A 19,833-nucleotide genomic window follows, 5' to 3' on the forward strand; every position below is an offset into this window, starting at 1 on the left:
TCATCCTGCCTCGCGCAGCCTGGCACGGCAAGTGCTTCTTGGCAACCACCAGGTCGTTTCCGCTTTCCCGCACGTTCTCCGAACACCCGCCCGAGACCCGTTCGGGGGCCTCGGACGGCGTTGCGGAAGCAAGATCACGGAAGGTTCTCAGCGGATCGCGAAGGTGTCGTAGATGCCGCGCGGGGTGTCCCAGATCTCAGTGACCCCGTCCACCCGCCCGGGCGTGTCGCCGGTGCGGAGCCAGTCGAGCAGACGGTGGCAATTCTCACTCGGCCCCTCGGCCACCACCTGCACCCGGCCGTCGTCGAGGTTGAGGGCGAAGCCCACGAGGCCGCCGATCTCCAGCGCGTTTGCCCTGGTGAACCAACGGAAGCCCACTCCCTGTACCCGGCCGCGCACCCAGGCGGTCATCCGTACGTCGTCATTCATGGCTGCACGCTAACGGGCGAATAACGGAAGGAGCACGTCAGCCCCGCGCGTCTTCGCGTACAGTCCCGACGGAACGGGGCTCACCCGGATGGCCGTGCTCCGTTCGACAGCATCCACGAAAGCAAAGATCAGCAAAGATCGCAGTTCAGAGGTCAGGAGGCGGAGCATGGGACGCCATCGCGGCACACGACGCGGCGCACCGGTACGCACCGGACTGCTCGGTGTCTCCGCGGCGGTCGCGGTGGGCGCGGCCGTGGTCGCCTCGGGTCTGCTGCCCGGCGGTGACACCTTCACGGTGGGCAGCACGAACACGGCCGAGCAGCACGTGGAGAAGCAGCAGGCCCCGAGCCTGACGACGCAGGGCGGCGCCTCGGCGACCCCCGCCGGCCAGGGCACCGGAAAGCCCGCGGGCAGCGGCAGGGCGGCGACCCCCTCGGCGAAGCCGAAACCGAAGCCGAAGCCGAAGCCCTCCGCCACCAGGCCGACACCCGCCCCCAGCCCCAAGGCCTCGAAGAAGCCGGCCCCCCAGCCGACGAAGAAGGCCCGCCCGACCGAGGCCCCGGCGACCAGGGCCCCCGTCACCGCCCCGACCGCCGTCGTCCGCTCCCTGGGCGGCCGCGAGTCGGCGGCCGAGGCGGAGGTCGTACGCCTGGTGAACCTGGAGCGCGCCAAGGTCGGCTGCGTCGCGATCCGCTCCGACTCCGGGCTGGCCTCGCTGGCCGGCGCCTTCAGCGCGGACATGGCGGCCCGCAACTTCTTCGACCACACCGATCCGGACGGCGCCTCCCCCTGGGACCGCGCCACGAAGGCCGGCATCAGCGGTCTGGGCGGCGAGAACATCGCCCGGGGCCAGGTGGACGCGGCCGCGGTGATGAAGTCCTGGATGGCGAGCGACGGGCACCGCGCGAACATCCTGAACTGCGACTACAAGGTGCTCGGCGTCGGCGTCCACTTCGGCGACGGCGGACCGTGGTGGACCCAGGACTTCGGTTTCTGAGCCCTAGCCACCGAGCGTCACGGCATGCGGGAGGGCCCCGTCACCACATCGGTGACGGGGCCCTTCCGCATGCCCGGGCCGGGCGTGGGCGTCAGGCCGCGGCCTTGCCCAGGGCGAAGGTGCGGGCGGTCAGGGCGACGCGGCGGCCGAGGTGCTCGGCGGTCGCGATGTCGGCCTTGTGGACGGCCTCCGGGCCCAGGTCGCTCGGGGTCTGGGCGGCGGCGCCGGTGAAGAAGCCGAGGCGGTTGATGTCGTTCTCGGAGCCGGCGCTGTGGTTCCAGCCGGGCTTCAGACCCAGGTTGACCCAGGTCATGCCGTGCTGGCCGGCCAGGGTCTGGAAGAACTGCAGGGTGTGCAGCTTGTCGCCGCTCTTCGAGCCGGAGTTGGTGAAGCCGGCCGCGAGCTTGTCCAACCAGGCGTCGGCGAACCAGCGCTTCGAGGTGGCCTCGGCGAACTGGTGGAAGGCGCCGGAGGCGGTGCCCATGTAGGTCGGCGAGCCGAAGACGATCGCGTCGGAGGCGTCGAGGAGCTCCCACTCGGTGTCGGTGATCTCGTCGACCTTGATCAGGTGGACGGTGGCACCGGCGTCGGCGGCGCCGTTGCGGACGGCCTCGGCGATGACGGCGGTGTGGCCGTAGCCGGAGTGGTACGCGATGGAGACGACGGGCGTGGTCATGAAGAGGCTCCTCGGCGATGCGACGGAAGGGCAGGGGGAACGCCAAGAAGTAGAGCACTAACTTTCCGAAAGCGCAAACCCTCCTTCAGCGCGTACTCATATTCAGCGCTCACCAGCCTTCAGCGCTGCCTGCTCCATAGCGCCATCGCATCGAAAGCGCTGCGCGCGCGTATGGTAGAAGGCATGACCGACGACCCGGACCTCGCCCGCGTCGACGCCTGTGACGCGTTCGACGTCTTCGCCAAGTCCTGCCCCTCCCGCGGCACGCTCGAGCACGTGACCGGCCGCTGGGGCAGCCTGACCCTGGGCGCGCTCCACGAAGGCAGCTTCCGCTTCAACGAACTGCGGCGCCGGGTGGACGGAGTCAGCGAGAAGATGCTGTCCCAGACGCTGCACGCGCTGGAGCGCGACGGCCTGGTGCACCGCGAGGCACAGCCGACCAACCCGCCGCGCGTGGACTACCGGCTCACGCCGCTGGGCTCGGAGGTCGCCGAGCAGCTGCTCACGCTGATCCGCCTGGTCGAGGGCCACATGCCGCAGGTGCTCGCCGCCCGCCAGGACTACGACGCGGAGCGGGAGCCGGTCACGCCGTGACGCGCGGGGGGCGCTGGCAGCGCGGGCAGAAGTAGCTGGAGCGGTTCATCCACGGACGCCGGCGCATCGGCGTACCGCAGCGGTGGCACGGCTCGCCCTCCCGGCCGTACGCGTCGAGCGAGCGGTCGAAGTAGCCCGACTCCCCGTTCACGTTGACGTACAGCGAGTCGAAGCTGGTGCCGCCGACCGCGAGCGCCGCGTTCATCACGTCCCGCACGTGCCCGAGCAACTCGGCCGAGCGCGGCCGGGCGAGCGTGGCGGTGGGCCGTTCGTAGTGCAGCCTCGCCCGCCACAGCGCCTCGTCGGCGTAGATGTTGCCGACACCGCTGATCAGCGACTGGTCGAGCAGCGCGCGCTTGATCGTCGTACGGCGCAGCCGCAGCGCGATCGGGAAGGCGGCGTCGTCGAAGAGGGGGTCCAGCGGGTCGCGCGCGATGTGGGCGATGACGTCCGGGAGACCGTCGGCGCTGTCCGGGGCGGTGTCGTGCAGCGAGAGTCCGCCGAAGGTGCGCTGGTCGACGAAGCGCAGCTCGGTGCCCTCGGCATCGTCGAAACGGACCCGGATCCGCAGGTGCTTCTCGTCCGGGGCGTCCTCCGGCTGCACGAGGAGCTGGCCGCTCATGCCCAGGTGCCCGAGCACGGAGGCACCGCCGTCGGCGAGCGGCAGCCACAGGTACTTGCCGCGTCGCCGGGCCGTCCCGAAGCGCTGGCCCTTCAGCCGGGCCGCGAAGTCCGCCCCGCCCTCCGGGTGGCGGCGGACCGCCCGGGGGTGCAGGACCTCCACCTCGGCGACGGTCCGCCCCGCGACCCACCGCTCAAGACCGCGGCGGACGACCTCGACCTCGGGCAGCTCGGGCACGGGACTCCTCAGGACGGAACGCTGGGCGGCTTCTGCAGGCAGCCTACCGCCGCCCCCGGACACGCCGATGCCCCCGTCCCTGGGGGACGGGGGCATCGCGCGAAGAAGGACCGCGAAGGATCGCGGGAGGGGTCAGACCGAAGCCTGGTCCCCGGTGGAACCGCCGGAAGAGGGGTCGGCGACCTCTCCCTCGGCCGCGGCCTTCGCCGCCGCCGCGCGCTCGTCCGCCGCCGCGCGAATCGCGCGCCATGCGGACTCCGCCGCCTGCTGCTCCGCCTCCTTCTTGCTGCGGCCGGTGCCGGTGCCGTACGAGACACCACCGACGCGGGCAGCAGCAGTGAAGGTCTTCTCGTGGTCCGGACCCTCCTCGCTGACGAGGTACTCCGGAACGCCCAGACCCTCGGCCGCGGTCAGCTCCTGGAGACTGGTCTTCCAGTCCAGGCCGGCGCCGAGGTTCGAGGACTTCTCGATCAGCGGGTCGAAGAGCCGGTGCACCAGCTCGGACGCCGCGTCGAGGCCCTGGTCGAGATAGACCGCGCCGATCACCGCTTCAAGGGTGTCGGCGAGGATGGACGCCTTGTCCCGGCCGCCCGTGCCTTCCTCGCCCCGGCCGAGCCGGATGAAGGAACCCAGGTCGAGGCCGCGCCCCACCTCGGCAAGCGCACGCGAGTTGACCACCGCGGCCCGCAGCTTGGCCAGCTGGCCCTCGGGCAGGTCGGGGTGGGTGCGGTAGAGCGTGTCCGTGACCACCAGGCCGAGCACGGAGTCCCCGAGGAACTCGAGGCGCTCGTTGGTGGGCAGACCGCCGTTCTCGTACGCGTAGGAACGGTGGGTCAGCGCACGCACCAGAAGGGCGGACTCGAGCTGATACCCGAGCCGCCCTTCCAGAAGCGTGTGGGACGAGGCCGAATTGACGTGGTCAGACATCGTGCCTCTCACCGGCCCCTCAGACGGAGAGGACCTGGCGCTTGTTGTAGGTGCCGCAGCTCGGGCACGCGATGTGCTGCAGCTTCGGCTCCTGGCAACGCTCGCACGAAACCAGGGTGGGGACCGCAGCCTTCCACTGCGACCGGCGGTGGCGCGTGTTGCTGCGCGACATCTTCCGCTTCGGAACAGCCACGGCTACTTCTCCTGCTTCTCGTCGACACCGGATGCGGCATCGCTCATGTTGTCCTTCTCGTCGGTTCCCAGCGAACCGGCGAGTCCCTGCAGTGCCGCCCAACGAATGTCGACGGCGTCATGGTGGTGGTCCGGGTGGTCGTTCAGGTTGGTCCCGCATTCGGAACACAGACCTTCGCAGTCCTCCCGGCACACCGGCTGCATGGGCAGTGCGAGCACCACCGCATCGCGCAGCACGGGCTCGAGGTCGAACATGCCGTCCTCGAGGGGGATCATGTCCTCGTCGTCCTCGGCTTCGTCGTCCGCGGCCGCCTTCGAGCGGCCCCGGTCGTCGGAGTCGGGGTACGAGAACATCTCCTGGAAGTCCGCGTCGAGCTCCAGCTCGACGGACTCCAGACACCTTACGCACTCCCCCTCGGCCGACGCACGGGCGGTGCCTGTGACAAGCACCCCTTCCATGACCGACTCGAGACGGAGCTCGATTTCCACCGGCTCGCCCTCGGGCACTCCGATGACCCCAGCGATCCCCAGGTCCCTGGGGGCGTCGACCGTGCGGGAGATCCGCTGCATGGCACCAGGACGCCGCCCCAGCTCGTGCGTGTCGAACACGAGGGGGTTGCGATGGTCGAGGCGCGTGCTCAGGGCTCTTCCTGCTTTCAGGTCGTTCACAGCGTGGGGGGCTGCCACGTCCGCTCCGGAGACGAAGCAGGGCAGCATGGATCGCGGGGCATACGCGCGACCGAACAGCCAGGATACTGGACGCTTCGCTCAGGGCCCAATCAGGGTCATCGGCCCTGCTCGTAGCGGCGCAGCTGCTCCAGGTCGATCATGCCCGTGTCGAAGAAGCTGGTCTCGTCGAGGGCGGCCGCCTGCGGCTGCCCCTGGGGCTGCTGCTGGTAGCCGTACGGGTCGGCCTGCTGCGCGTCGTAGGGCGCGGCGTAGCCCGTCCCGGCGGCGCCGCCGCCCGCGACGGAGTACGGGTCCTGCTGCTGGTACGCGTAGGGGTCCTGGACGGGCTGCTGGTAGGCGTACGGGTCCTGGACCGGCTGCTGGTAGGCGTACGGGTCGGCCGCGGGCTGCGGCGGGGCGGCCTGCGCGGGGATCTGCGCGGGCTCGGGGTCGGCCAGCTCCGCGAGGCCGGCCAGGTAGTCGGCGTCGCTGGTGTGCAGCGGGTTGCCGGCCGCGTCCTGGGCGGCCATGTGCTCGCCGAGGGCGTCGCTGGCGATCCGGCCGTGCAGCTTCTGCCGGCCGCGCCCCACCGCCTCCAGGGTCTTGCTCAGGACCGCCTCGAAGGCACCCAGCTTGGTGTCCACGTAGCCGTCGGCCCGCTGGATCAGCGTCTGCGGGTCCGCGCTGTACTCGGGGGCGTCGTCGTCGCCGTAGCCGTCGGCGTCGAGGCCAGGGCCCCGGCCGAGCAGCTTCTCGCGGCCGCGGTCGACGGAGGCGATGGTCTTGTTGAGCACGACCTCGAAGTTGGCCAGCTTGGAGTCGACGTAGTCGTCGGCCTCCGCGCGGATCTCCTCGGCCTCGCGGCGCGCCTCGGAGAGGATGCGCTCGGCCTCGTCGTGGGACTGGCGGGCGACCTGGCTGTCGGAGACGATCGAGCCGCGCTCGGCGTGGGCGGCCTCGATGATCCGCTCGGCCTCCTGGCGGGCCTGCTCGACCATCAGCTCACGCCCGCCGAGCAGCTCCTGGGCCTGCGCGAGGGAGCCCGGCAGGGCCTCGCGGACCTCCTCGAGCAGGGAAAGCAGCTCGGCCCGGTTGACCACGCAGGACGCCGACATCGGCATGGAGCGGGCGTTCCTGACCGTCGCGACGATCTCGTCGAGCTTCTTCTGCACGTCCACCGGTGCTCGCCACTCTCTACAGCTGGATGGAGACGGACGGGACGACTGTAAGGCCAGTCGGGCCCTGTCCGGGACCTGGTGACGGAGCGTCAGTGGAGGTGGCCGGGGGTCACCGTTCGCCCAGGCGCTCGGTGAGCCTGCCGAGCACCTGCGGCGGCACCAGGTGGGAGACGTCGCCGCCCCAGGCCGCGACCTCCTTGACCAGGGAGGACGACAGGAAGCTGTAGGTCGGGTTCGTGGGCACGAACAGGGTCTCCACGCCCGAGAGCCCGTTGTTCATCTGCGCCATCTGCAGCTCGTAGTCGAAGTCGCTGACGGCCCGCAGCCCCTTCACGATGGCGGGGATGTCGCGCTGCTTGCAGAAGTCGACGAGCAGCCCGTGGAAGGACTCCACCTCGACGTTGCCGAAGTCGGCGGTGACCTCGCGGATGAGCTCGATCCGCTCCTCGACGGTGAAGAGGCCCTTCTTCGACTGGTTGATCATCACGGCGACGTGCACGACGTCGTAGAGCTTGGAGGCTCGGGCGATGATGTCGAGGTGTCCGTTGGTGATGGGGTCGAATGACCCCGGACATACGGCGCGGCGCAACTTGGGTCCCTCGCTCTCCGGTCGGGTCATCGTGCGTCTTCGCACGTAGAGGCGGCGCGACCGTACCAAAACGTTCCCTCGCCGTAGCGACGGGCCCGCAGTGGCTCGAAGCCGTCCGGCCAGCCGAACTCTCCGCCCCGGGTGCTGCGCTCCACGGTGACGAGGGCATCCTCGGCGATCCAGCCCCCCGAGCGCATTGTGAGGAGGATCTCGCGAAGCTCGGCGTCCGCGACCGCGTACGGCGGGTCCAGGAAGACCAGGTCGTACGGCTCGGCCGGGGCCGGCGCCGTGACGATCTGCTCGGCCTTGCCGGTGCGCAGCTCGGCGCCGGGCAGGCCGAGGGAGCGGATGTTGTCGCGCACGGTCTTCGCGGCGCGCGGATCGGCCTCCACGAGGAGGGCGTGGCCCGCACCCCGGGAGAGCGCCTCCAGGCCGACGGCGCCGGAGCCCGCGTACAGGTCGGCCACGCGTGCCCCCGCCAGCCCGTGGAAGGACTCCCAGGTGGAGAAGAGCCCTTCCCTGGCCCGGTCGGAGGTGGGCCGGGTGCCGTTGCCCGGCGGCACGGCGAGTCGGCGTCCGCCGGCGGTGCCGGCGATCACGCGGGTCATCTGGGGTCCTCGGTCTCCGTCAACGATTGCGTACGCAATAGCTTAGGGCGGCGGGGACGGAAGGGAGACGCCCGTGCGGCGGTCAGCCCTTCTCCAGGTACTCCTCCCGGTCCTTGTCGAGGAGCGCGTCGAGAGCGGTGCGCAGCTCGGGGTGGGCGGTGAGGTCCGGGTCGGCGAGGACCAGGGCGGTGGCCTCCTCGCGGGCAGCGGTGATGACCTCCTCGTCCTCGATGACGGCGAGCATCCGCAGCGAGGAGCGGACGCCGGACTGGGCCTGGCCGAGGACGTCGCCCTCGCGGCGCTGTTCGAGGTCGATGCGGGAGAGCTCGAAGCCGTCGAGGGTGGAGGCGACGGCGTTCAGGCGCTGGCGGGCCGGGCTGGCCTCGGGCATCTCGGAGACGAGCAGGCAGAGACCGGCGGCGGAGCCCCGGCCGACGCGGCCGCGGAGCTGGTGGAGCTGGGAGACGCCGAAACGGTCGGCATCCATGATCACCATGGCGGTCGCGTTGGGCACGTTGACGCCGACCTCGATGACGGTGGTGGCGACGAGCACGTCGGCCTCGCCGGCGGCGAAGCGGCGCATGACGTCGTCCTTGTCGTCGGGGTGCATCCGGCCGTGCAGCACCTCGACGCGGAGGCCGGCGAGCGGACCGGCCCGCAGCTGCTCGGCGACGTCGAGGACGGCGAGCGGCGGCCGCTTCTCGGCCTCGTCCTCGGGGCTCGCCTTCTTCCGGCCCTTCTGGTCCTCCTCGTCCCCGATGCGCGGACACACCACGTACCCCTGGTGGCCGGCCTCCACCTCCTCGCGGACCCGCTCCCAGGCACGGGCGAGGAAGTGCGGCTTGTCGGCGGCGGGCACGACATGGCTGGCGATCGGGGAACGGCCGGCCGGCAGCTGGTCGAGGACGGAGGTCTCCAGGTCGCCGAAGACGGTCATCGCGACCGTACGGGGGATGGGCGTGGCGGTCATGACCAGGAGGTGCGGCGGCTGCTTGCCCTTGCCGCGCAAAGCGTCCCGCTGCTCCACGCCGAAGCGGTGCTGCTCGTCGACGACGACCAGACCGAGGTCGTGGAACTGCACCTTGTCCTCGATCAGCGCGTGGGTGCCGATGACGATCCCGGCCTCGCCGGTCACCAGGTCGAGGAGCGCCTGGCGGCGTGCGGCGGCGCCCATAGAGCCGGTGAGCAGCACGACCTTGGTGGCGTGCTCGGCGCCGCCGAGCATCCCGCCCTCGGCGAGCTCGCCCATCATCTCGGTGACCGAGCGGTGGTGCTGCTGGGCGAGCACCTCGGTGGGCGCGAGCATCGCGGCCTGTCCCCCGGCGTCGACGACGGCGAGCATGGCGCGCAGGGCCACCATCGTCTTTCCGCTGCCCACCTCGCCCTGGAGGAGGCGGTGCATGGGGTGTTCGGTGGCGAGGTCGTCGAAGATCTCCCTGGAGACCTTCCGCTGACCGTCGGTGAGGGTGAAGGGGAGCTTGGCGTCGAAGGCGTCGAGCAGGCCGCCCTCGGCGGGGCGCCGGGCGACGGCGGGGAGCTGGGTGTCGGCGTGCCGGCGGCGGGCGAGGGCGACCTGGAGGACGAAGGCCTCGTCCCACTTGAGGCGGTCGCGGGCGTCGGCGATGTCGGCCCTGGTGTGCGGGCGGTGGATCCGGGCGAGGGCGTCGGGCAGGTCGGTGAGGCCGCGCTCCTCGCGCAGGGCGGGCGGCAGCGGGTCGACGAGTCCCTCCCAGCCGGTGGCGGCCATGGAGTCGAGGGCGATGGCCACGGACTGCTCGATGGTCCAGGACTCCAGCTGCTTGCAGGCGGGGTAGATGGGCAGCAGCTCGCTCGCGAAGGCCTTGACGGTCTCGGTGCTGCTGTCGGCGTCGAGGAGCTTGTACTCGGGGTGGGCGAGCTGGAGTCGGCGGTTGAAGACGCCGACCTTGCCGGCGAACATGGCCCGCCGGCCCGGCAGCAGCTCCTTCTGGTGGAAGTGGACGGTGCGGCCGAAGAAGACGAGCTGCATCCGGCCGCTGCCGTCGGTGATGGTGACCTCCAGGCGCTGGCCCTTGCCGCGGCCGCCCTTGTTGAAGGTGTGCACGCGCGCGTCGGCGACCTGGGCGACCACCGTGACGTGCTCGTCCAGGGGCAGGTCGGCCAGTGCGGTCAGCTCGCCGCGCTCCGCGTACCGCCGGGGGTAGTGGTGGAGCAGGTCGCCGAGCGTGTGCAGGTCCATGTGCTCGGCCATCACCTTCGCGGTGGCGGCGCCGAGCAGCTTCTTCAGTGGTTCGTCGAGCGCAGGCACGCGATCCATTGCACACCACGGCACCGACAGACGTCGCACACCCCGGGGGATCCGCCGGTCACGTCGGCTCGTCCACTGGTCCGTCGTCGGCCCGACGGCGAGCCGGGCTTCCCCGCAGTGGCGGCGCTCTTGACGGACCGGCCGGTCGCGCGCGGCCCGGGCGACCGGCCAGTGCCGGGGCCCGGGGGCACGGACCGGACGGCGGCGGAACTCGCGCCGCACGCGCGCGTGGAGGCGGAGAAGCCGGCCCGCCGCTTCGACGAGCGCAACGGCACGGACCGGGTGAGCCGGGTCGTTCGGGAGCGGACGGCGGCGCGGCCGCTGCTCGACCGGCTGCCGCCGGGCGCACGGGCGGTGGCCACCGCGGCTCCGTCCGGACCTGTCCGTCCGACGTGGCGTCGGCGGTTCCGCCGGCCCAGGCGGTCCTGGAGCGGGGCCACCCCCGACCAGCGGTCCGAGGTCACGTCGCTCATCGGCCGCGCCGAGGCTGCCGCCGCGGAGCGGGCCCCTCTCCTCCCGGACTCGGCACGACCCCGCCCCTCCCGACTCCACACTCCGCCGGCGGGCGGGGAGCGCCGCCCCGGACTCCCGGGGCGGCGGCTTCGCGGCGTGCCCGAGCCGGTCCGCGGCCGCCCCCGCCGGGGGCCTACTCGACCCCGATCAGCAGCGGCGGGGCGCCCTCGCCCGCGTGGTACGTCGTCGTGTCGACCGCCAGGTAGGTGGCGCGGACATGGGATTCGAGGGTGGCGGCCAGGCTCTCGGGGGTGTCGGCGGCGACGACGAGGGTGACGAGTTCGCCGCCGGCGGAGAGCATGCGGTCGAGCACCGTGCGGGCCGTGTCGGTGAGGTCCTGGCCGATGACGGCGACGTCGCCCTCGATGAGGCCCAGGACGTCGCCGGCCTGGCAGACGCCCGCGGACGTGAAGGACTGGCGTTCGGCGACGGCGAGTTCGGCGTAGCGGGTGGCGCCGGCCGCCGCCGTCATGGCGACGACGTCCTCGTCGAAGCGGCGGTCCGGTTCGTGGACGGCGAGGGCGGCGATGCCCTGGACGGCCGCGCGGGTCGGGATGAGGGCGACCCGGATGCCCTCCGCGCGGACCTGCTCGGCGGCCGCCGCGGCGACCTGGCGCAGGTCGCCGTCGTTGGGCAGCAGCACCACCTCGCGCGCGTGCGCCCGGCGGATCGCCTCGGTCAGTTCCGCTCCGGACGGGGGCTCGCCCGGGCGGGCCAGGAGCGTGGTCGCGCCGGCCTCGGCGCACAGGCCTGCCAGGCCCTCGCCCGGCAGTACGGCGACGACGGCCCGCCCGGCCGGTTCGCCGCGCACCTCGAAGTGCGTGATGCGGATCCGGTGCGGGCGGCCCGCCTCCACGCCCGCCTCGACCGCCGCGCCGGCGTCGTCGACGTGGACGTGCACGTTCCACAGGCCGTCGCCGCCGACGACCACCAGGGACTCCCCGAGGTCGTCCAGGCGGGCCCGGAGACGCTCCACGGCCGCGTCCTCGGCCTCCAGGAGGTAGATGACCTCGTAGGCGGGGCCGGCCGTCCCGCCCGCGCAGTCCTCCGCCGTGGCCAGGGCCGGCCGGTGCGCCGGTTCCGCGGGGCGTACGGGCGTCTCGCCGGTCAGGCTCTCCACGAGCGCGCCGAGGACCGCGACCAGACCGCGTCCTCCGGCGTCCACGACCCCGGCGCGGCGCAGGACGTCCAGCTGGCCGGGGGTCCGCTCCAGGGCGGCCCTGGCCCCCTCGTAGGCCGCCGTGGCCACGGTCACGAGCTCGCCTCCCCCGGCGCAGGCGCCGGCCGCCGCGTCGGCGACGGTGAGGAGGGTGCCCTCGACGGGGTGGGCGACGGCCTGCCGGGCCGCCTCGGCGGCGCTCGCGAGGGCGCGGGCCAGGTGATCGCCGTCACGTCCGTCGGCGAGGACCGCGGCCGTGCCGCGCAGCAGCTGGGAGAGGATCGTCCCGGAGTTGCCCCGGGCGCCGAGCAGCGCGCCGTGCGCCATGGCCCGTATGACCTCGGCCACATCGGGAGCGGCTCCGGACCGCACCGCGAAGGTCTCGTCCACCGCCCGGGCCGCCGCCTCCAGCGTCAGATAGAGGTTGGTCCCCGTGTCGCCGTCGGCGACGGGGTAGACGTTGATGGCGTCGATCTCCTCGCGCTCCCTGCCGAGCGCCGCCAGCGCCCCTGCGCACCAGGATCGGACCGCTTCGGCGTCGAGGGTCTGCGGTGCTCGCGGCAACGGGTGGTCCTCCTGTGCGCTGCGGTGGGTTCACCGCAGGGTAGACCCGTGACCGCCCTGAGCCCGGGGCGGGGGCCGGGCGGACCGTGGTAGTTTCGTTCCACGGAAGCAGCCGTTGTATGCTGCTTCGGTTGCCCGGCACACGTCGGGCCATTCCCCGGCAAGCCACTTCAGATCCCTGATCCGATTCCGGTGCGCCGGAATTCACTGTAAATCTGAAGTCTTTGGAGTGACCCGTGGCTGCCAACTGCGACGTCTGCGGCAAGGGGCCGGGCTTCGGCAACAACATTTCGCACTCGCACCGCCGTACGTCTCGTCGCTGGAACCCCAACATCCAGCGCGTGCGTGCCGTGGTCGGTCGGACGCCGAAGCGGCTCAACGTCTGCACCTCGTGCATCAAGGCCGGCAAGGTCTCGCGCTAATTGGTGCTACCCCCGCGGAAGCGGGGAAAGCCCCGCCGACGTCATGTCGTAGCGCAGCCCCTGCGGTTGTCTTGAAGGCCGGTTCACCTTGGTGAACCGGCCTTTTGCCATGCCCGGGGCCGGAACCGGGACGGGGACCGGGTCCGGGTCCGGGTCCGGGGCCAGGACCGGCCTTGCGGGGAGGACCGGCAGGGCCCGGGCCCCCGCGCCGTCCGGGCCCCGGCCGCCGGACCGAACCCCCTCCGGACCCCGGCCGCCGGACCGAACCCCCTCCGGGCCCTGCCCTCCTAGGTCCTGTAGCGCCAGGCGTGGTCCACCGGGCCGATGCCGCCGCCCAGCGCGAAGCCCGCCGCGATGGCGCCCGTCACGTACGCCTTCGCCTCCCGGACGGCCGCCGGCACCGGCAGGCCCTTCGCGAGGCCCGATGCCACGGCCGAGGCGAGCGTGCAGCCCGTGCCGTGCGTGTGCCGGTTGTCGTGCCGCGGGGCGCGCAGCCACAGCTCCTGCGCGCCGTCCGTGAGCAGGTCGACGGCCGTCTCGGCGGACGGCAGGTGGCCGCCCTTGATCAGCGCCCAGCGCGGCCCGTACGCGAGGACCGCGTCGGCCGCCCGGCGCATCCCGTCCTCGTCCTCGACGACGACGCCCGTCAGCTGCGTCACCTCGTCCAGGTTGGGCGTGGCGACGGTCGCGACGGGCAGCAGCTTCGTGCGGACCGAGTCGAGCGCGGAGGCGGCGAGCAGTGCGTCGCCGTGCTTGGAGACGCCCACCGGGTCGACGACCACCGGGGCGTCCGTGCCGGCGAGGAGCTCCGCCACGGTCTCCACGAGCGCCGCGCTCGCCAGCATGCCCGTCTTGACGGCCTGGACGCCGATGTCGTCCACGACGGCCCGGTACTGGGCCCGTACGGCCTCCTCGGGCAGTTCCCAGGCTCCCTGGACCCCCAGGGAGTTCTGGGCCGTCACGGCGGTGATCACGCTCATGCCGTGGACGCCGAGCGCGAGCATCGTCTTGAGGTCGGCCTGGATGCCGGCGCCGCCGCCGGAGTCGGATCCGGCGACGGTGAGAACGAGCGGCGGCCGGGAGGTCACTCGGTGCCGCCGAAGTGGTCCCAGCCCCCCACGCTGTGCCACGGCGCGCCGTCGACGGTGACCTGGGGCAGCGCGGAGGGGTTGAGGACCTCGCCGATGACCTTCCAGCGGGCCGGCAGCTTCACGTCGGGCGGGAAGGTCGCGACGATCGCGTGGTCCTCTCCCCCGGTGAGCACCCACTGCAGCGGGTCGACGCCGACGGCCTGGCCGATGTCGTTCATCTGGGTCGGGATGTCGATGAGGCCGGAGCGCAGGTCGATGCGTACCTTGCTGGCTTCGGCGATGTGGCCGAGGTCGGCGATCAGGCCGTCGCTGACGTCGCACATGGCGGTGGCGCCGAGCCCGGCGGCCGCGGGACCGGCGTGGTACGGCGGCTCGGGGCGGCGGTGGGCCTCCACGAAGGCGCGCGGCGAGCGGAAGCCGCGGGAGAGCACCGCGTAGCCGGCGGCGGACCAGCCGAGCCAGCCGGTGTAGGCGACGACGTCGCCGGGCTGGGCGCCGCCGCGGGTGACCGGGTCGTGGTTGCGCAGATCGCCGAGCGCGGTGATGGAGACCATGATCGTGTCGCCGCGGACGACGTCGCCGCCGACGACCGCGGCGCCCGCGACCTGACATTCGTCGCGCAGTCCGTCCATCATTTCCGTGGGCCAGGTGACCGGCAGTTCGGCGGGGACGACCAGGCCCAGCAGCAGCGCGGTGGGGACGGCGCCCATGGCGGCGATGTCGGCGAGGTTCTGCGCCGCGGCCTTGCGGCCGACGTCGTAGGCCGTCGACCAGTCGCGGCGGAAGTGGCGTCCTTCGAGCAGGATGTCCGTGCTGGCCACCACCCGCCGGTCGGGGGCGGAGACCACGGCGGCGTCGTCGCCGGGCCCGATCCGCACCGCGGGGGTGGAGGTGAGCCGGGAGGTGAGCTCCCTGATGAGCCCGAACTCGCCCAGCTCTCCGACTGTGCCCTTCACCGCGTGTCACCTCGTGTCGTCGTGCCGGCCGCCGCGCCGCTCCGCTGCTCCTCGCCGTGCGGGTCGCGGGCCGTCACCGTGCCGGATACCGTCAAGTAGACCGTCAACTTCTCATCTGTGTACGCCACACCGCGGACGCCTCCGAACTCGGAGGTCTCCCCGCGGCCCGCGGCGACGCGGTACCGTGGCGTCTCTTTCTCCCACAAGATCCTCGTGGCCGCCCTGGAGGTTCCGTGGTACAGGCGTACATCCTTATTCAGACCGAGGTGGGCAAGGCGTCGACCGTCGCCGAGACCATCGCCAAGATCGCTGGAGTGATCCAGGCCGAGGACGTGACCGGTCCCTATGACGTGATCGTGCGCGCCGAGGCCGACACCGTCGACGCGCTGGGTCGCATGGTGGTCGCCAAGGTCCAGCAAGTGGAAGGCATCACGCGCACGCTCACCTGCCCGGTCGTGCATCTCTAGCCCCCGTCTACCCTTGGCCGGTGATGTCTTCCCACCGGCCCTTCGGCCTGCCCGCCTCCGCCGCTGCGGCCGCCGTGCTGCTGGCCGTCGCGGGCTGCTCCACCGCGGACACGAAGGCGTCGGTCCCGGTTCCCGGTCCTCCGGCGGCCGAGGCCGCCTTCTGCCGTGCCCTCGCGAAGGAGCTGCCCGGCACCGTGGCGGGTCTGGCGCGGACCGGCACCGAGCCTGAGTCCGAACTGACCGCCGCGTGGGGGGATGCGGCGATCGTACTGCGCTGCGGCGTCCCCCGGCCCGAAAAGATGAACGATCCGCAGGCGCACGCGGTCGAGGCGAACGGCGTGAACTGGCTCTACGAGCCGCGTGAGGGCGACGGCCCCCGTTTCACCACGACCTACCGCAAGGCGTACGTCGAACTGTCGCTGGACGAGCGGTACGCGCACGACGTGGGCCCGCTCGTGGATCTCGCCGCCCCCGTGAAGAAGGCCGTCCCCCCGAGTCTGTGACCCAGGGGGCGTCCGGCAGGCCGGGCCCCGTCCGGGCCCGATCCGTCCCTCGGACCGGGCCGGGCCGAGCCAGGCCGGCGCCCTGCGGCCCGGTCCCGGGAGCGGGGGTCCTAGCGCAGGCCCGTGGAGCGGTTCAGCGCCGCCTGGATGAGCCGGTCGACGAGCTCCGGGTAGCCGACGCCGCTCTCCTGCCACATGCGCGGGTACATGGAGATGGGCGTGAAGCCGGGCATCGTGTTGATCTCGTTGATGACGAATCCGCCGTCGTCCGTGAGGAAGAAGTCGGCGCGCACCAGGCCCTCGCAGGACACCGACTCGTAGGCGAGGACGGCCAGGCGCTGGATCTCGGCGGTGGCCTCGTCGCCGATCGGCGCGGGCACGATGCCGGAGGCCGAGTCGATGTACTTGGCCTCGAAGTCGTAGAAGTCATGGTTGGTGACCGGCGGGATCTCGGCGGGCACGCTCGCGCGCGGCCCGTCCTCGAACTCCAGGACGCCGCACTCGATCTCGCGGCCGCGGACCAGCGCCTCGACGATGATCTTCGGATCGAAGCGACGGGCCTCCTCGATCGCCTCGTCGAGGCCGGAGAGGTCGTCGACCTTGGTGATGCCGACGGACGAGCCGCCGCGGGCCGGCTTAACGAAGAGCGGCCAGCCGTGGTCGGCGGCGAACTCCACGATCTTCTTGCGGGACGCGGCCGGGTTCTGCTCCCACTCACGGGGGCGGACCACGACGTACGGGCCGACCGGCAGGCCGAAGGAGACGAAGACGCGCTTCATGTACTCCTTGTCCTGGCCGACGGCGGAGGCGAGGACGCCGGCGCCGACGTACGGGATGCCGGAGAGCTCCAGGAGTCCCTGGAGGGTGCCGTCCTCGCCGTAGGGGCCGTGCAGCATGGGGAAGACGACGTCGACCTCGCCGAGGGCCTGCGGCAGGGAGCCGGGCTCGCTCAGGACGACCTCACGGCTGGCCGGGTCGACGGGCAGGATCACGCCGCCGGTCGCGGACTCGGCGAGCTCGGCGACGTCCGGCAGGGCGCGGTCGGCAATGGCCATCCGCTCGGGGGCGTCGGCGGTCAGCGCCCAGCGCCCCTCCCGGGTGATGCCGATCGGCAGCACGTCGTACTTGTCCCGGTCGATGGCGTTGAGGACGGCACCGGCGGTGACGACGGAGATGGCGTGCTCGGAGCTGCGTCCGCCGAAGACGACGGCGACGCGCGGCTTGCGGGGGCTCTGGGTGTTCTCGCTCATATCGCGATGAGGGTACCTTGCGGCGTCCGAACTGCTGAGCGCCCCGCGCGTGCCGCGCGCGTCCGGCTCAGCGGCGCGTCACCTGCGTTCCGCCTTCGCCGAGCGGGACATGAGCTCCTTGAGGGCGACGACCGGGGGCTTGCCCTCGTGGACGATCGAGACGACCGTCTCGGTGATGGGCATGTCGACGCCGTGCCGGCGGCCCAGATCGAGCACGGACTCGCAGGACTTGACGCCCTCGGCGGTCTGCTTGGTGGCCGCGATGGTCTCCTGGAGGGTCATGCCGCGGCCCAGGTTGGTGCCGAAGGTGTGGTTCCGGGAGAGCGGCGAGGAGCAGGTGGCGACCAGGTCGCCGAGGCCCGCGAGACCGGAGAAGGTGAGCGGGTCGGCGCCCATGGCGAGGCCGAGCCGGGTGGTCTCGGCGAGTCCGCGGGTGATGAGGGTGGCCTTGGAGTTGTCGCCGAGGCCCATGCCGTCGGCGATGCCGACGGCGAGCCCGATGACGTTCTTGACCGCGCCGCCGAGTTCGCAGCCGACGACGTCGGTGTTGGTGTACGGGCGGAAGTACGGGGTCAGGCAGGCGGTCTGGAGGCGCTGGGCGACCGTCTCGTCGGCGCAGGCGACGACGGCCGCGGCAGGCTGCCGGGCGGCGATCTCCTTGGCCAGGTTGGGGCCGGTGAGGACGGCGACGCGCTCGGCGGGCACGTCGGCGACCTCCGAGATCACCTCGCTCATCCGCTTGGCCGTGCCGAGTTCGATGCCCTTCATGAGGGACACGAGCACGGTGTCGGGGGCCAGCGCGGGCGCCCAGGCGGCGAGGTTGGCGCGCAGCGTCTGGGAGGGCACCACGAGGACGGTGAACTCGGCGTCGCGGGCGGCCTCGGCAGCGTCGGCGGTCGCCGTGATGCCCTTGGGGAGTTCGACGCCGGGCAGGTAGTCCGGGTTGACCCCGGTACGGTTGATCGTCGCGGCGAGTTCGGCGCGGCGGCCCCACAGGCTCACCTCGCAACCCGCGTCGGCGAGCACCATCGCGAAGGCGGTGCCCCAGGATCCGTTGCCGAAGACGGCTGCCTTGGTCACTTCTTGCCTTCCTCGGCGGCCTTGCGGCGCTGCTCCTGACGGGCCTTGCGGTGGTCGTAGGGTTCGGCCGGGGCCGGCTCGCCGCGGACCTCCTCCAGGATCCGGGTGATGGCCGCCATGATCTCCTCGGTGGCCTCGCGCAGCACGTCGGGCGTCGGCTCGAGGCCGTGGAAGCGGGAGAGGTCGACCGGCGGACCGGCCTGGACGATCAGGGTCTTGCGCGGCCAGAGCCGGAACTTGTTCTCCTTGGCGTACGGCGGCATCGCGAGGTTGGCGCCCCACTGGGCGACCGGGATGACGGGCACCTTGGTGAGCAGCGCGACGCGGGCGGCGCCGGTCTTGCCGGCCATGGGCCACATGTCGGGGTCGCGGGTGAGGGTGCCCTCCGGGTAGAAGGCCACGCACTCGCCGCGCTCGATCGCGTCGACGGCGGACCGGAAGGCGTCCAGGGCGTTGGTGGTCTCGCGGTAGACGGGGATCTGGCCGGTGTTGCGGAGCATGGTGCCGACGAAGCCGGCCTTGAAGAGGGCGGCCTTGGCGAGGAAGCGCGGGACGCGCCCGGTGTTGTACTGGTAGTGCGCGTAGGACAGCGGGTCCAGGTACGAGTTGTGGTTCACCGCGGTGATGAAGCCGCCATCGGCCGGGATGTGCTCCGTTCCGCGCCAGTCCCGCTTGAACAGCACCACCAGCGGGGGTTTGGCGATGACCGCCGCCAGGCGGTACCAGAAGCCGATTCTGCGGCGGGACACTCGGACACCTTTCTCCGGACTGGGTGCGCAGGGGGTCAAGTGTCGCCTCCTGCTCCTGGCCTGTCGAGGACACCGTACGCCCCGGGGCTCGGGCGGATCGCGCGGGCGGGACAGAATGGGGCGCGATGACGAGCTACGCCGACGACACCGCGGCCGAGTACGTGGCCGACACCGCCCACGAGGGCTGGTCCCTGGTCGTACCCCTGAAGCCGCTGGCGCGGGCCAAGAGCAGGCTGGGCCCCGCGGTGGGCGGCCTGCTGCGGGGACGGTTGGCGCTCGCCTTCGCCGAGGACACCGTGGCCGCGGCGCTGGCCTGCCCGGGAGTGCGGGATGTGGCGGTCGTCACGGACGATCCGGCCGCGGCGGCGGCGCTGGCGGCCCTGGGGGCGCGGATCGTTCCGGACCTGCCGGACGCCGGTCTCAACGAGGCCCTCGCGCACGGTGCCCGTGCGGTGCGGGCGCTGCGCCCGCGGGCGCGGGTGGCGGCGCTGAACGCGGACCTTCCGGCGCTCCGGCCGGCCGAGCTGGCACGAGTCCTCGGGGTGGCCGGGCAATTTCCGCGGGCTTTTCTCTCCGATGCCGCCGAAATAGGTACGACATTCCTCTCGGCGAACCCGGGAGTGGAATTGGAACCGGCTTTCGGAGGGGCTTCACGGCGCCGGCATTTGTCCTCGGGTGCGGTGGAAATCCGGCTGACGGGAGTGGATTCCGTGCGCCGGGACGTGGACACCGGAGAGGATCTGGCGGCCGCGGTGGCACTGGGCGTGGGGCCGCGGACGGCGGCCCGGTGGGTTCCCGCGGCCGGATAGGCTGCCGGTCATGCAGGCGACCGCGTACACGTACGACTCCGAGACCCGCAGCGGCAGTGTGCTGCTCGACGACGGCACCCCGGTGGACTTCGGGGCCGAGGCCTTCGACGCGGGCGGGCTGCGACTGCTGCGTCCGGGGCAGCGGGTGCGGATCGAGACGGAGGGCGAGGGTGCCGCCCTGCGGATCACGCTGGTGACGCTGCAGACCTTCTAGGACACGCGCCGCGGGCCGGGCTCCCCCAGGGGGGAGCCCGGCCCGGCGTGT

Annotated in this window: 23 protein-coding genes; 7 read left to right on the forward strand and 16 right to left on the reverse strand. The window is 72.4% G+C overall.

Annotation, left to right across the window (positions count from 1 at the left end; all coding sequences use genetic code 11):
- Positions 1–147 precede the first annotated feature (147 nt).
- The gene (locus ACIRQF_RS17390) at positions 148–429 is read right to left on the reverse strand and encodes an acylphosphatase (protein WP_376636609.1); all 282 of its coding nucleotides are present in this window, start codon (positions 427–429) and stop codon (positions 148–150) included.
- A 166-nt stretch (positions 430–595) separates the two neighbouring features.
- Here ACIRQF_RS17390 and ACIRQF_RS17395 point away from each other — a divergent pair, with 166 nt between their 5' ends.
- The gene (locus ACIRQF_RS17395; RefSeq protein WP_404093079.1) at positions 596–1,426 is read left to right on the forward strand and encodes a CAP domain-containing protein; all 831 of its coding nucleotides are present in this window, start codon (positions 596–598) and stop codon (positions 1,424–1,426) included.
- 91 nt (positions 1,427–1,517) lie between these two features.
- Here the strand turns inward: ACIRQF_RS17395 and ACIRQF_RS17400 are convergent, their stop codons facing one another.
- Positions 1,518–2,102 carry a flavodoxin family protein gene (locus ACIRQF_RS17400; RefSeq protein ID WP_389752301.1) on the reverse strand — a complete coding sequence of 195 codons (585 nt, stop codon included), beginning with the start codon at positions 2,100–2,102 and terminating at the stop codon, positions 1,518–1,520.
- Positions 2,103–2,285: 183 nt separating this feature from the next.
- On the opposite strand from ACIRQF_RS17400, the gene ACIRQF_RS17405 reads away from it, so the two are divergent.
- Positions 2,286–2,696 carry a winged helix-turn-helix transcriptional regulator gene (locus ACIRQF_RS17405; protein WP_376636612.1) on the forward strand — a complete coding sequence of 137 codons (411 nt, stop codon included), beginning with the start codon at positions 2,286–2,288 and terminating at the stop codon, positions 2,694–2,696.
- Here ACIRQF_RS17405 and mutM read toward each other — a convergent pair.
- The 9 genes from mutM to ACIRQF_RS17450 all read right to left on the reverse strand — a co-directional run bounded on the left by mutM (position 2,686) and on the right by ACIRQF_RS17450 (position 12,241).
- Complete coding sequence (gene mutM, locus ACIRQF_RS17410) at positions 2,686–3,555, reverse strand: bifunctional DNA-formamidopyrimidine glycosylase/DNA-(apurinic or apyrimidinic site) lyase (RefSeq protein WP_376636613.1); 870 nt, start codon at positions 3,553–3,555, stop codon at positions 2,686–2,688. The genes ACIRQF_RS17405 and mutM overlap by 11 nt on opposite strands.
- Positions 3,556–3,687: 132 nt before the next feature.
- Positions 3,688–4,482 (reverse strand): ribonuclease III, encoded by a 795-nt coding sequence (rnc, locus tag ACIRQF_RS17415; protein WP_382483156.1) that lies wholly within the window; start codon positions 4,480–4,482, stop codon positions 3,688–3,690.
- A 19-nt stretch (positions 4,483–4,501) separates the two neighbouring features.
- Positions 4,502–4,675 carry a 50S ribosomal protein L32 gene (rpmF, locus tag ACIRQF_RS17420; RefSeq protein WP_015036448.1) on the reverse strand — a complete coding sequence of 58 codons (174 nt, stop codon included), beginning with the start codon at positions 4,673–4,675 and terminating at the stop codon, positions 4,502–4,504.
- 2 nt (positions 4,676–4,677) lie between these two features.
- Positions 4,678–5,283, reverse strand: a complete 606-nt coding sequence (locus ACIRQF_RS17425; protein WP_365348969.1) for a DUF177 domain-containing protein — start codon at positions 5,281–5,283, stop codon at positions 4,678–4,680.
- Between the two features lie 176 nt (positions 5,284–5,459).
- Complete coding sequence (locus ACIRQF_RS17430; protein ID WP_382483157.1) at positions 5,460–6,521, reverse strand: cell division initiation protein; 1,062 nt, start codon at positions 6,519–6,521, stop codon at positions 5,460–5,462.
- A 109-nt stretch (positions 6,522–6,630) separates the two neighbouring features.
- Positions 6,631–7,110 carry a pantetheine-phosphate adenylyltransferase gene (gene coaD, locus ACIRQF_RS17435; protein WP_376636701.1) on the reverse strand — a complete coding sequence of 160 codons (480 nt, stop codon included), beginning with the start codon at positions 7,108–7,110 and terminating at the stop codon, positions 6,631–6,633.
- Between the two features lie 26 nt (positions 7,111–7,136).
- Positions 7,137–7,718 (reverse strand): 16S rRNA (guanine(966)-N(2))-methyltransferase RsmD, encoded by a 582-nt coding sequence (gene rsmD, locus ACIRQF_RS17440; protein WP_376636616.1) that lies wholly within the window; start codon positions 7,716–7,718, stop codon positions 7,137–7,139.
- Positions 7,719–7,800: 82 nt separating this feature from the next.
- Positions 7,801–10,014 (reverse strand): ATP-dependent DNA helicase RecG, encoded by a 2,214-nt coding sequence (gene recG, locus ACIRQF_RS17445; protein WP_376636617.1) that lies wholly within the window; start codon positions 10,012–10,014, stop codon positions 7,801–7,803.
- A 637-nt stretch (positions 10,015–10,651) separates the two neighbouring features.
- Complete coding sequence (locus ACIRQF_RS17450; protein ID WP_404093085.1) at positions 10,652–12,241, reverse strand: DAK2 domain-containing protein; 1,590 nt, start codon at positions 12,239–12,241, stop codon at positions 10,652–10,654.
- Between the two features lie 236 nt (positions 12,242–12,477).
- Here ACIRQF_RS17450 and rpmB point away from each other — a divergent pair, with 236 nt between their 5' ends.
- Positions 12,478–12,663: a 50S ribosomal protein L28 gene (gene rpmB, locus ACIRQF_RS17455; RefSeq protein WP_003957616.1), complete on the forward strand. Its 186-nt coding sequence runs from the start codon at positions 12,478–12,480 to the stop codon at positions 12,661–12,663.
- Between the two features lie 287 nt (positions 12,664–12,950).
- Here the strand turns inward: rpmB and thiD are convergent, their stop codons facing one another.
- Positions 12,951–13,751 carry a bifunctional hydroxymethylpyrimidine kinase/phosphomethylpyrimidine kinase gene (gene thiD, locus ACIRQF_RS17460; protein WP_376636619.1) on the reverse strand — a complete coding sequence of 267 codons (801 nt, stop codon included), beginning with the start codon at positions 13,749–13,751 and terminating at the stop codon, positions 12,951–12,953.
- Entirely contained in the window at positions 13,748–14,710 is a 963-nt protein-coding gene (locus tag ACIRQF_RS17465; RefSeq protein WP_365348981.1) for a thiamine-phosphate kinase, read from the reverse strand. The genes thiD and ACIRQF_RS17465 overlap by 4 nt, the downstream gene beginning before the upstream one ends.
- A gap of 233 nt (positions 14,711–14,943) precedes the next feature.
- Here ACIRQF_RS17465 and ACIRQF_RS17470 point away from each other — a divergent pair, with 233 nt between their 5' ends.
- Together ACIRQF_RS17470 and ACIRQF_RS17475 are read left to right on the forward strand one after the other, a co-directional pair.
- Positions 14,944–15,177, forward strand: a complete 234-nt coding sequence (locus ACIRQF_RS17470) for an Lrp/AsnC ligand binding domain-containing protein (protein WP_382483161.1) — start codon at positions 14,944–14,946, stop codon at positions 15,175–15,177.
- A gap of 23 nt (positions 15,178–15,200) precedes the next feature.
- Positions 15,201–15,680, forward strand: coding sequence for a DUF3515 domain-containing protein (locus ACIRQF_RS17475; protein WP_382483209.1), 480 nt, complete (start codon positions 15,201–15,203; stop codon positions 15,678–15,680).
- Between the two features lie 110 nt (positions 15,681–15,790).
- Here ACIRQF_RS17475 and ACIRQF_RS17480 read toward each other — a convergent pair whose 3' ends face one another.
- From ACIRQF_RS17480 to ACIRQF_RS17490, 3 genes are all read right to left on the reverse strand, one after another.
- Complete coding sequence (locus ACIRQF_RS17480; protein WP_376636621.1) at positions 15,791–16,930, reverse strand: D-alanine--D-alanine ligase family protein; 1,140 nt, start codon at positions 16,928–16,930, stop codon at positions 15,791–15,793.
- 78 nt (positions 16,931–17,008) lie between these two features.
- On the reverse strand, positions 17,009–18,010 hold the full coding sequence (locus tag ACIRQF_RS17485) for an NAD(P)H-dependent glycerol-3-phosphate dehydrogenase (RefSeq protein WP_382483164.1): 1,002 nt from the start codon (positions 18,008–18,010) through the stop codon (positions 17,009–17,011).
- A complete protein-coding gene (locus ACIRQF_RS17490) occupies positions 18,007–18,759 on the reverse strand; it encodes a lysophospholipid acyltransferase family protein (protein WP_376636623.1) in 753 nt (250 codons plus the stop codon). Before ACIRQF_RS17490 ends, ACIRQF_RS17485 begins: the two co-directional genes overlap by 4 nt.
- A 125-nt stretch (positions 18,760–18,884) precedes the next feature.
- Between ACIRQF_RS17490 and cofC the strand changes: the two genes are divergently transcribed.
- Together cofC and ACIRQF_RS17500 are read left to right on the forward strand one after the other, a co-directional pair.
- Positions 18,885–19,568 carry a 2-phospho-L-lactate guanylyltransferase gene (cofC, locus tag ACIRQF_RS17495; RefSeq protein ID WP_382483166.1) on the forward strand — a complete coding sequence of 228 codons (684 nt, stop codon included), beginning with the start codon at positions 18,885–18,887 and terminating at the stop codon, positions 19,566–19,568.
- A gap of 10 nt (positions 19,569–19,578) precedes the next feature.
- Positions 19,579–19,782, forward strand: a complete 204-nt coding sequence (locus tag ACIRQF_RS17500) for a hypothetical protein (protein WP_376636625.1) — start codon at positions 19,579–19,581, stop codon at positions 19,780–19,782.
- Positions 19,783–19,833 lie beyond the last annotated feature (51 nt).

The organism is Streptomyces sp. NPDC101191 (assembly GCF_044767915.1).
Lineage (GTDB): Bacteria > Actinomycetota > Actinomycetes > Streptomycetales > Streptomycetaceae > Streptomyces.

Excerpts from the sequence above, each read along its gene's own strand:
- ACIRQF_RS17390 (WP_376636609.1), bottom strand. The coding sequence starts at position 429 with ATGAATGACGACGTACGGATGACCGCCTGGGTGCGCGGCCGGGTACAG.
- ACIRQF_RS17395 (WP_404093079.1), top strand. The coding sequence starts at position 596 with ATGGGACGCCATCGCGGCACACGACGCGGCGCACCGGTACGCACCGGA.
- ACIRQF_RS17400 (WP_389752301.1), bottom strand. The coding sequence starts at position 2,102 with ATGACCACGCCCGTCGTCTCCATCGCGTACCACTCCGGCTACGGCCAC.
- ACIRQF_RS17405 (WP_376636612.1), top strand. The coding sequence starts at position 2,286 with ATGACCGACGACCCGGACCTCGCCCGCGTCGACGCCTGTGACGCGTTC.
- rnc (WP_382483156.1), bottom strand. The coding sequence starts at position 4,482 with ATGTCTGACCACGTCAATTCGGCCTCGTCCCACACGCTTCTGGAAGGG.
- rsmD (WP_376636616.1), bottom strand. The coding sequence starts at position 7,718 with ATGACCCGCGTGATCGCCGGCACCGCCGGCGGACGCCGACTCGCCGTG.
- recG (WP_376636617.1), bottom strand. The coding sequence starts at position 10,014 with ATGGATCGCGTGCCTGCGCTCGACGAACCACTGAAGAAGCTGCTCGGC.
- ACIRQF_RS17475 (WP_382483209.1), top strand. The coding sequence starts at position 15,201 with ATGTCTTCCCACCGGCCCTTCGGCCTGCCCGCCTCCGCCGCTGCGGCC.
- ACIRQF_RS17480 (WP_376636621.1), bottom strand. The coding sequence starts at position 16,930 with ATGAGCGAGAACACCCAGAGCCCCCGCAAGCCGCGCGTCGCCGTCGTC.
- cofC (WP_382483166.1), top strand. The coding sequence starts at position 18,885 with ATGACGAGCTACGCCGACGACACCGCGGCCGAGTACGTGGCCGACACC.
- ACIRQF_RS17500 (WP_376636625.1), top strand. The coding sequence starts at position 19,579 with ATGCAGGCGACCGCGTACACGTACGACTCCGAGACCCGCAGCGGCAGT.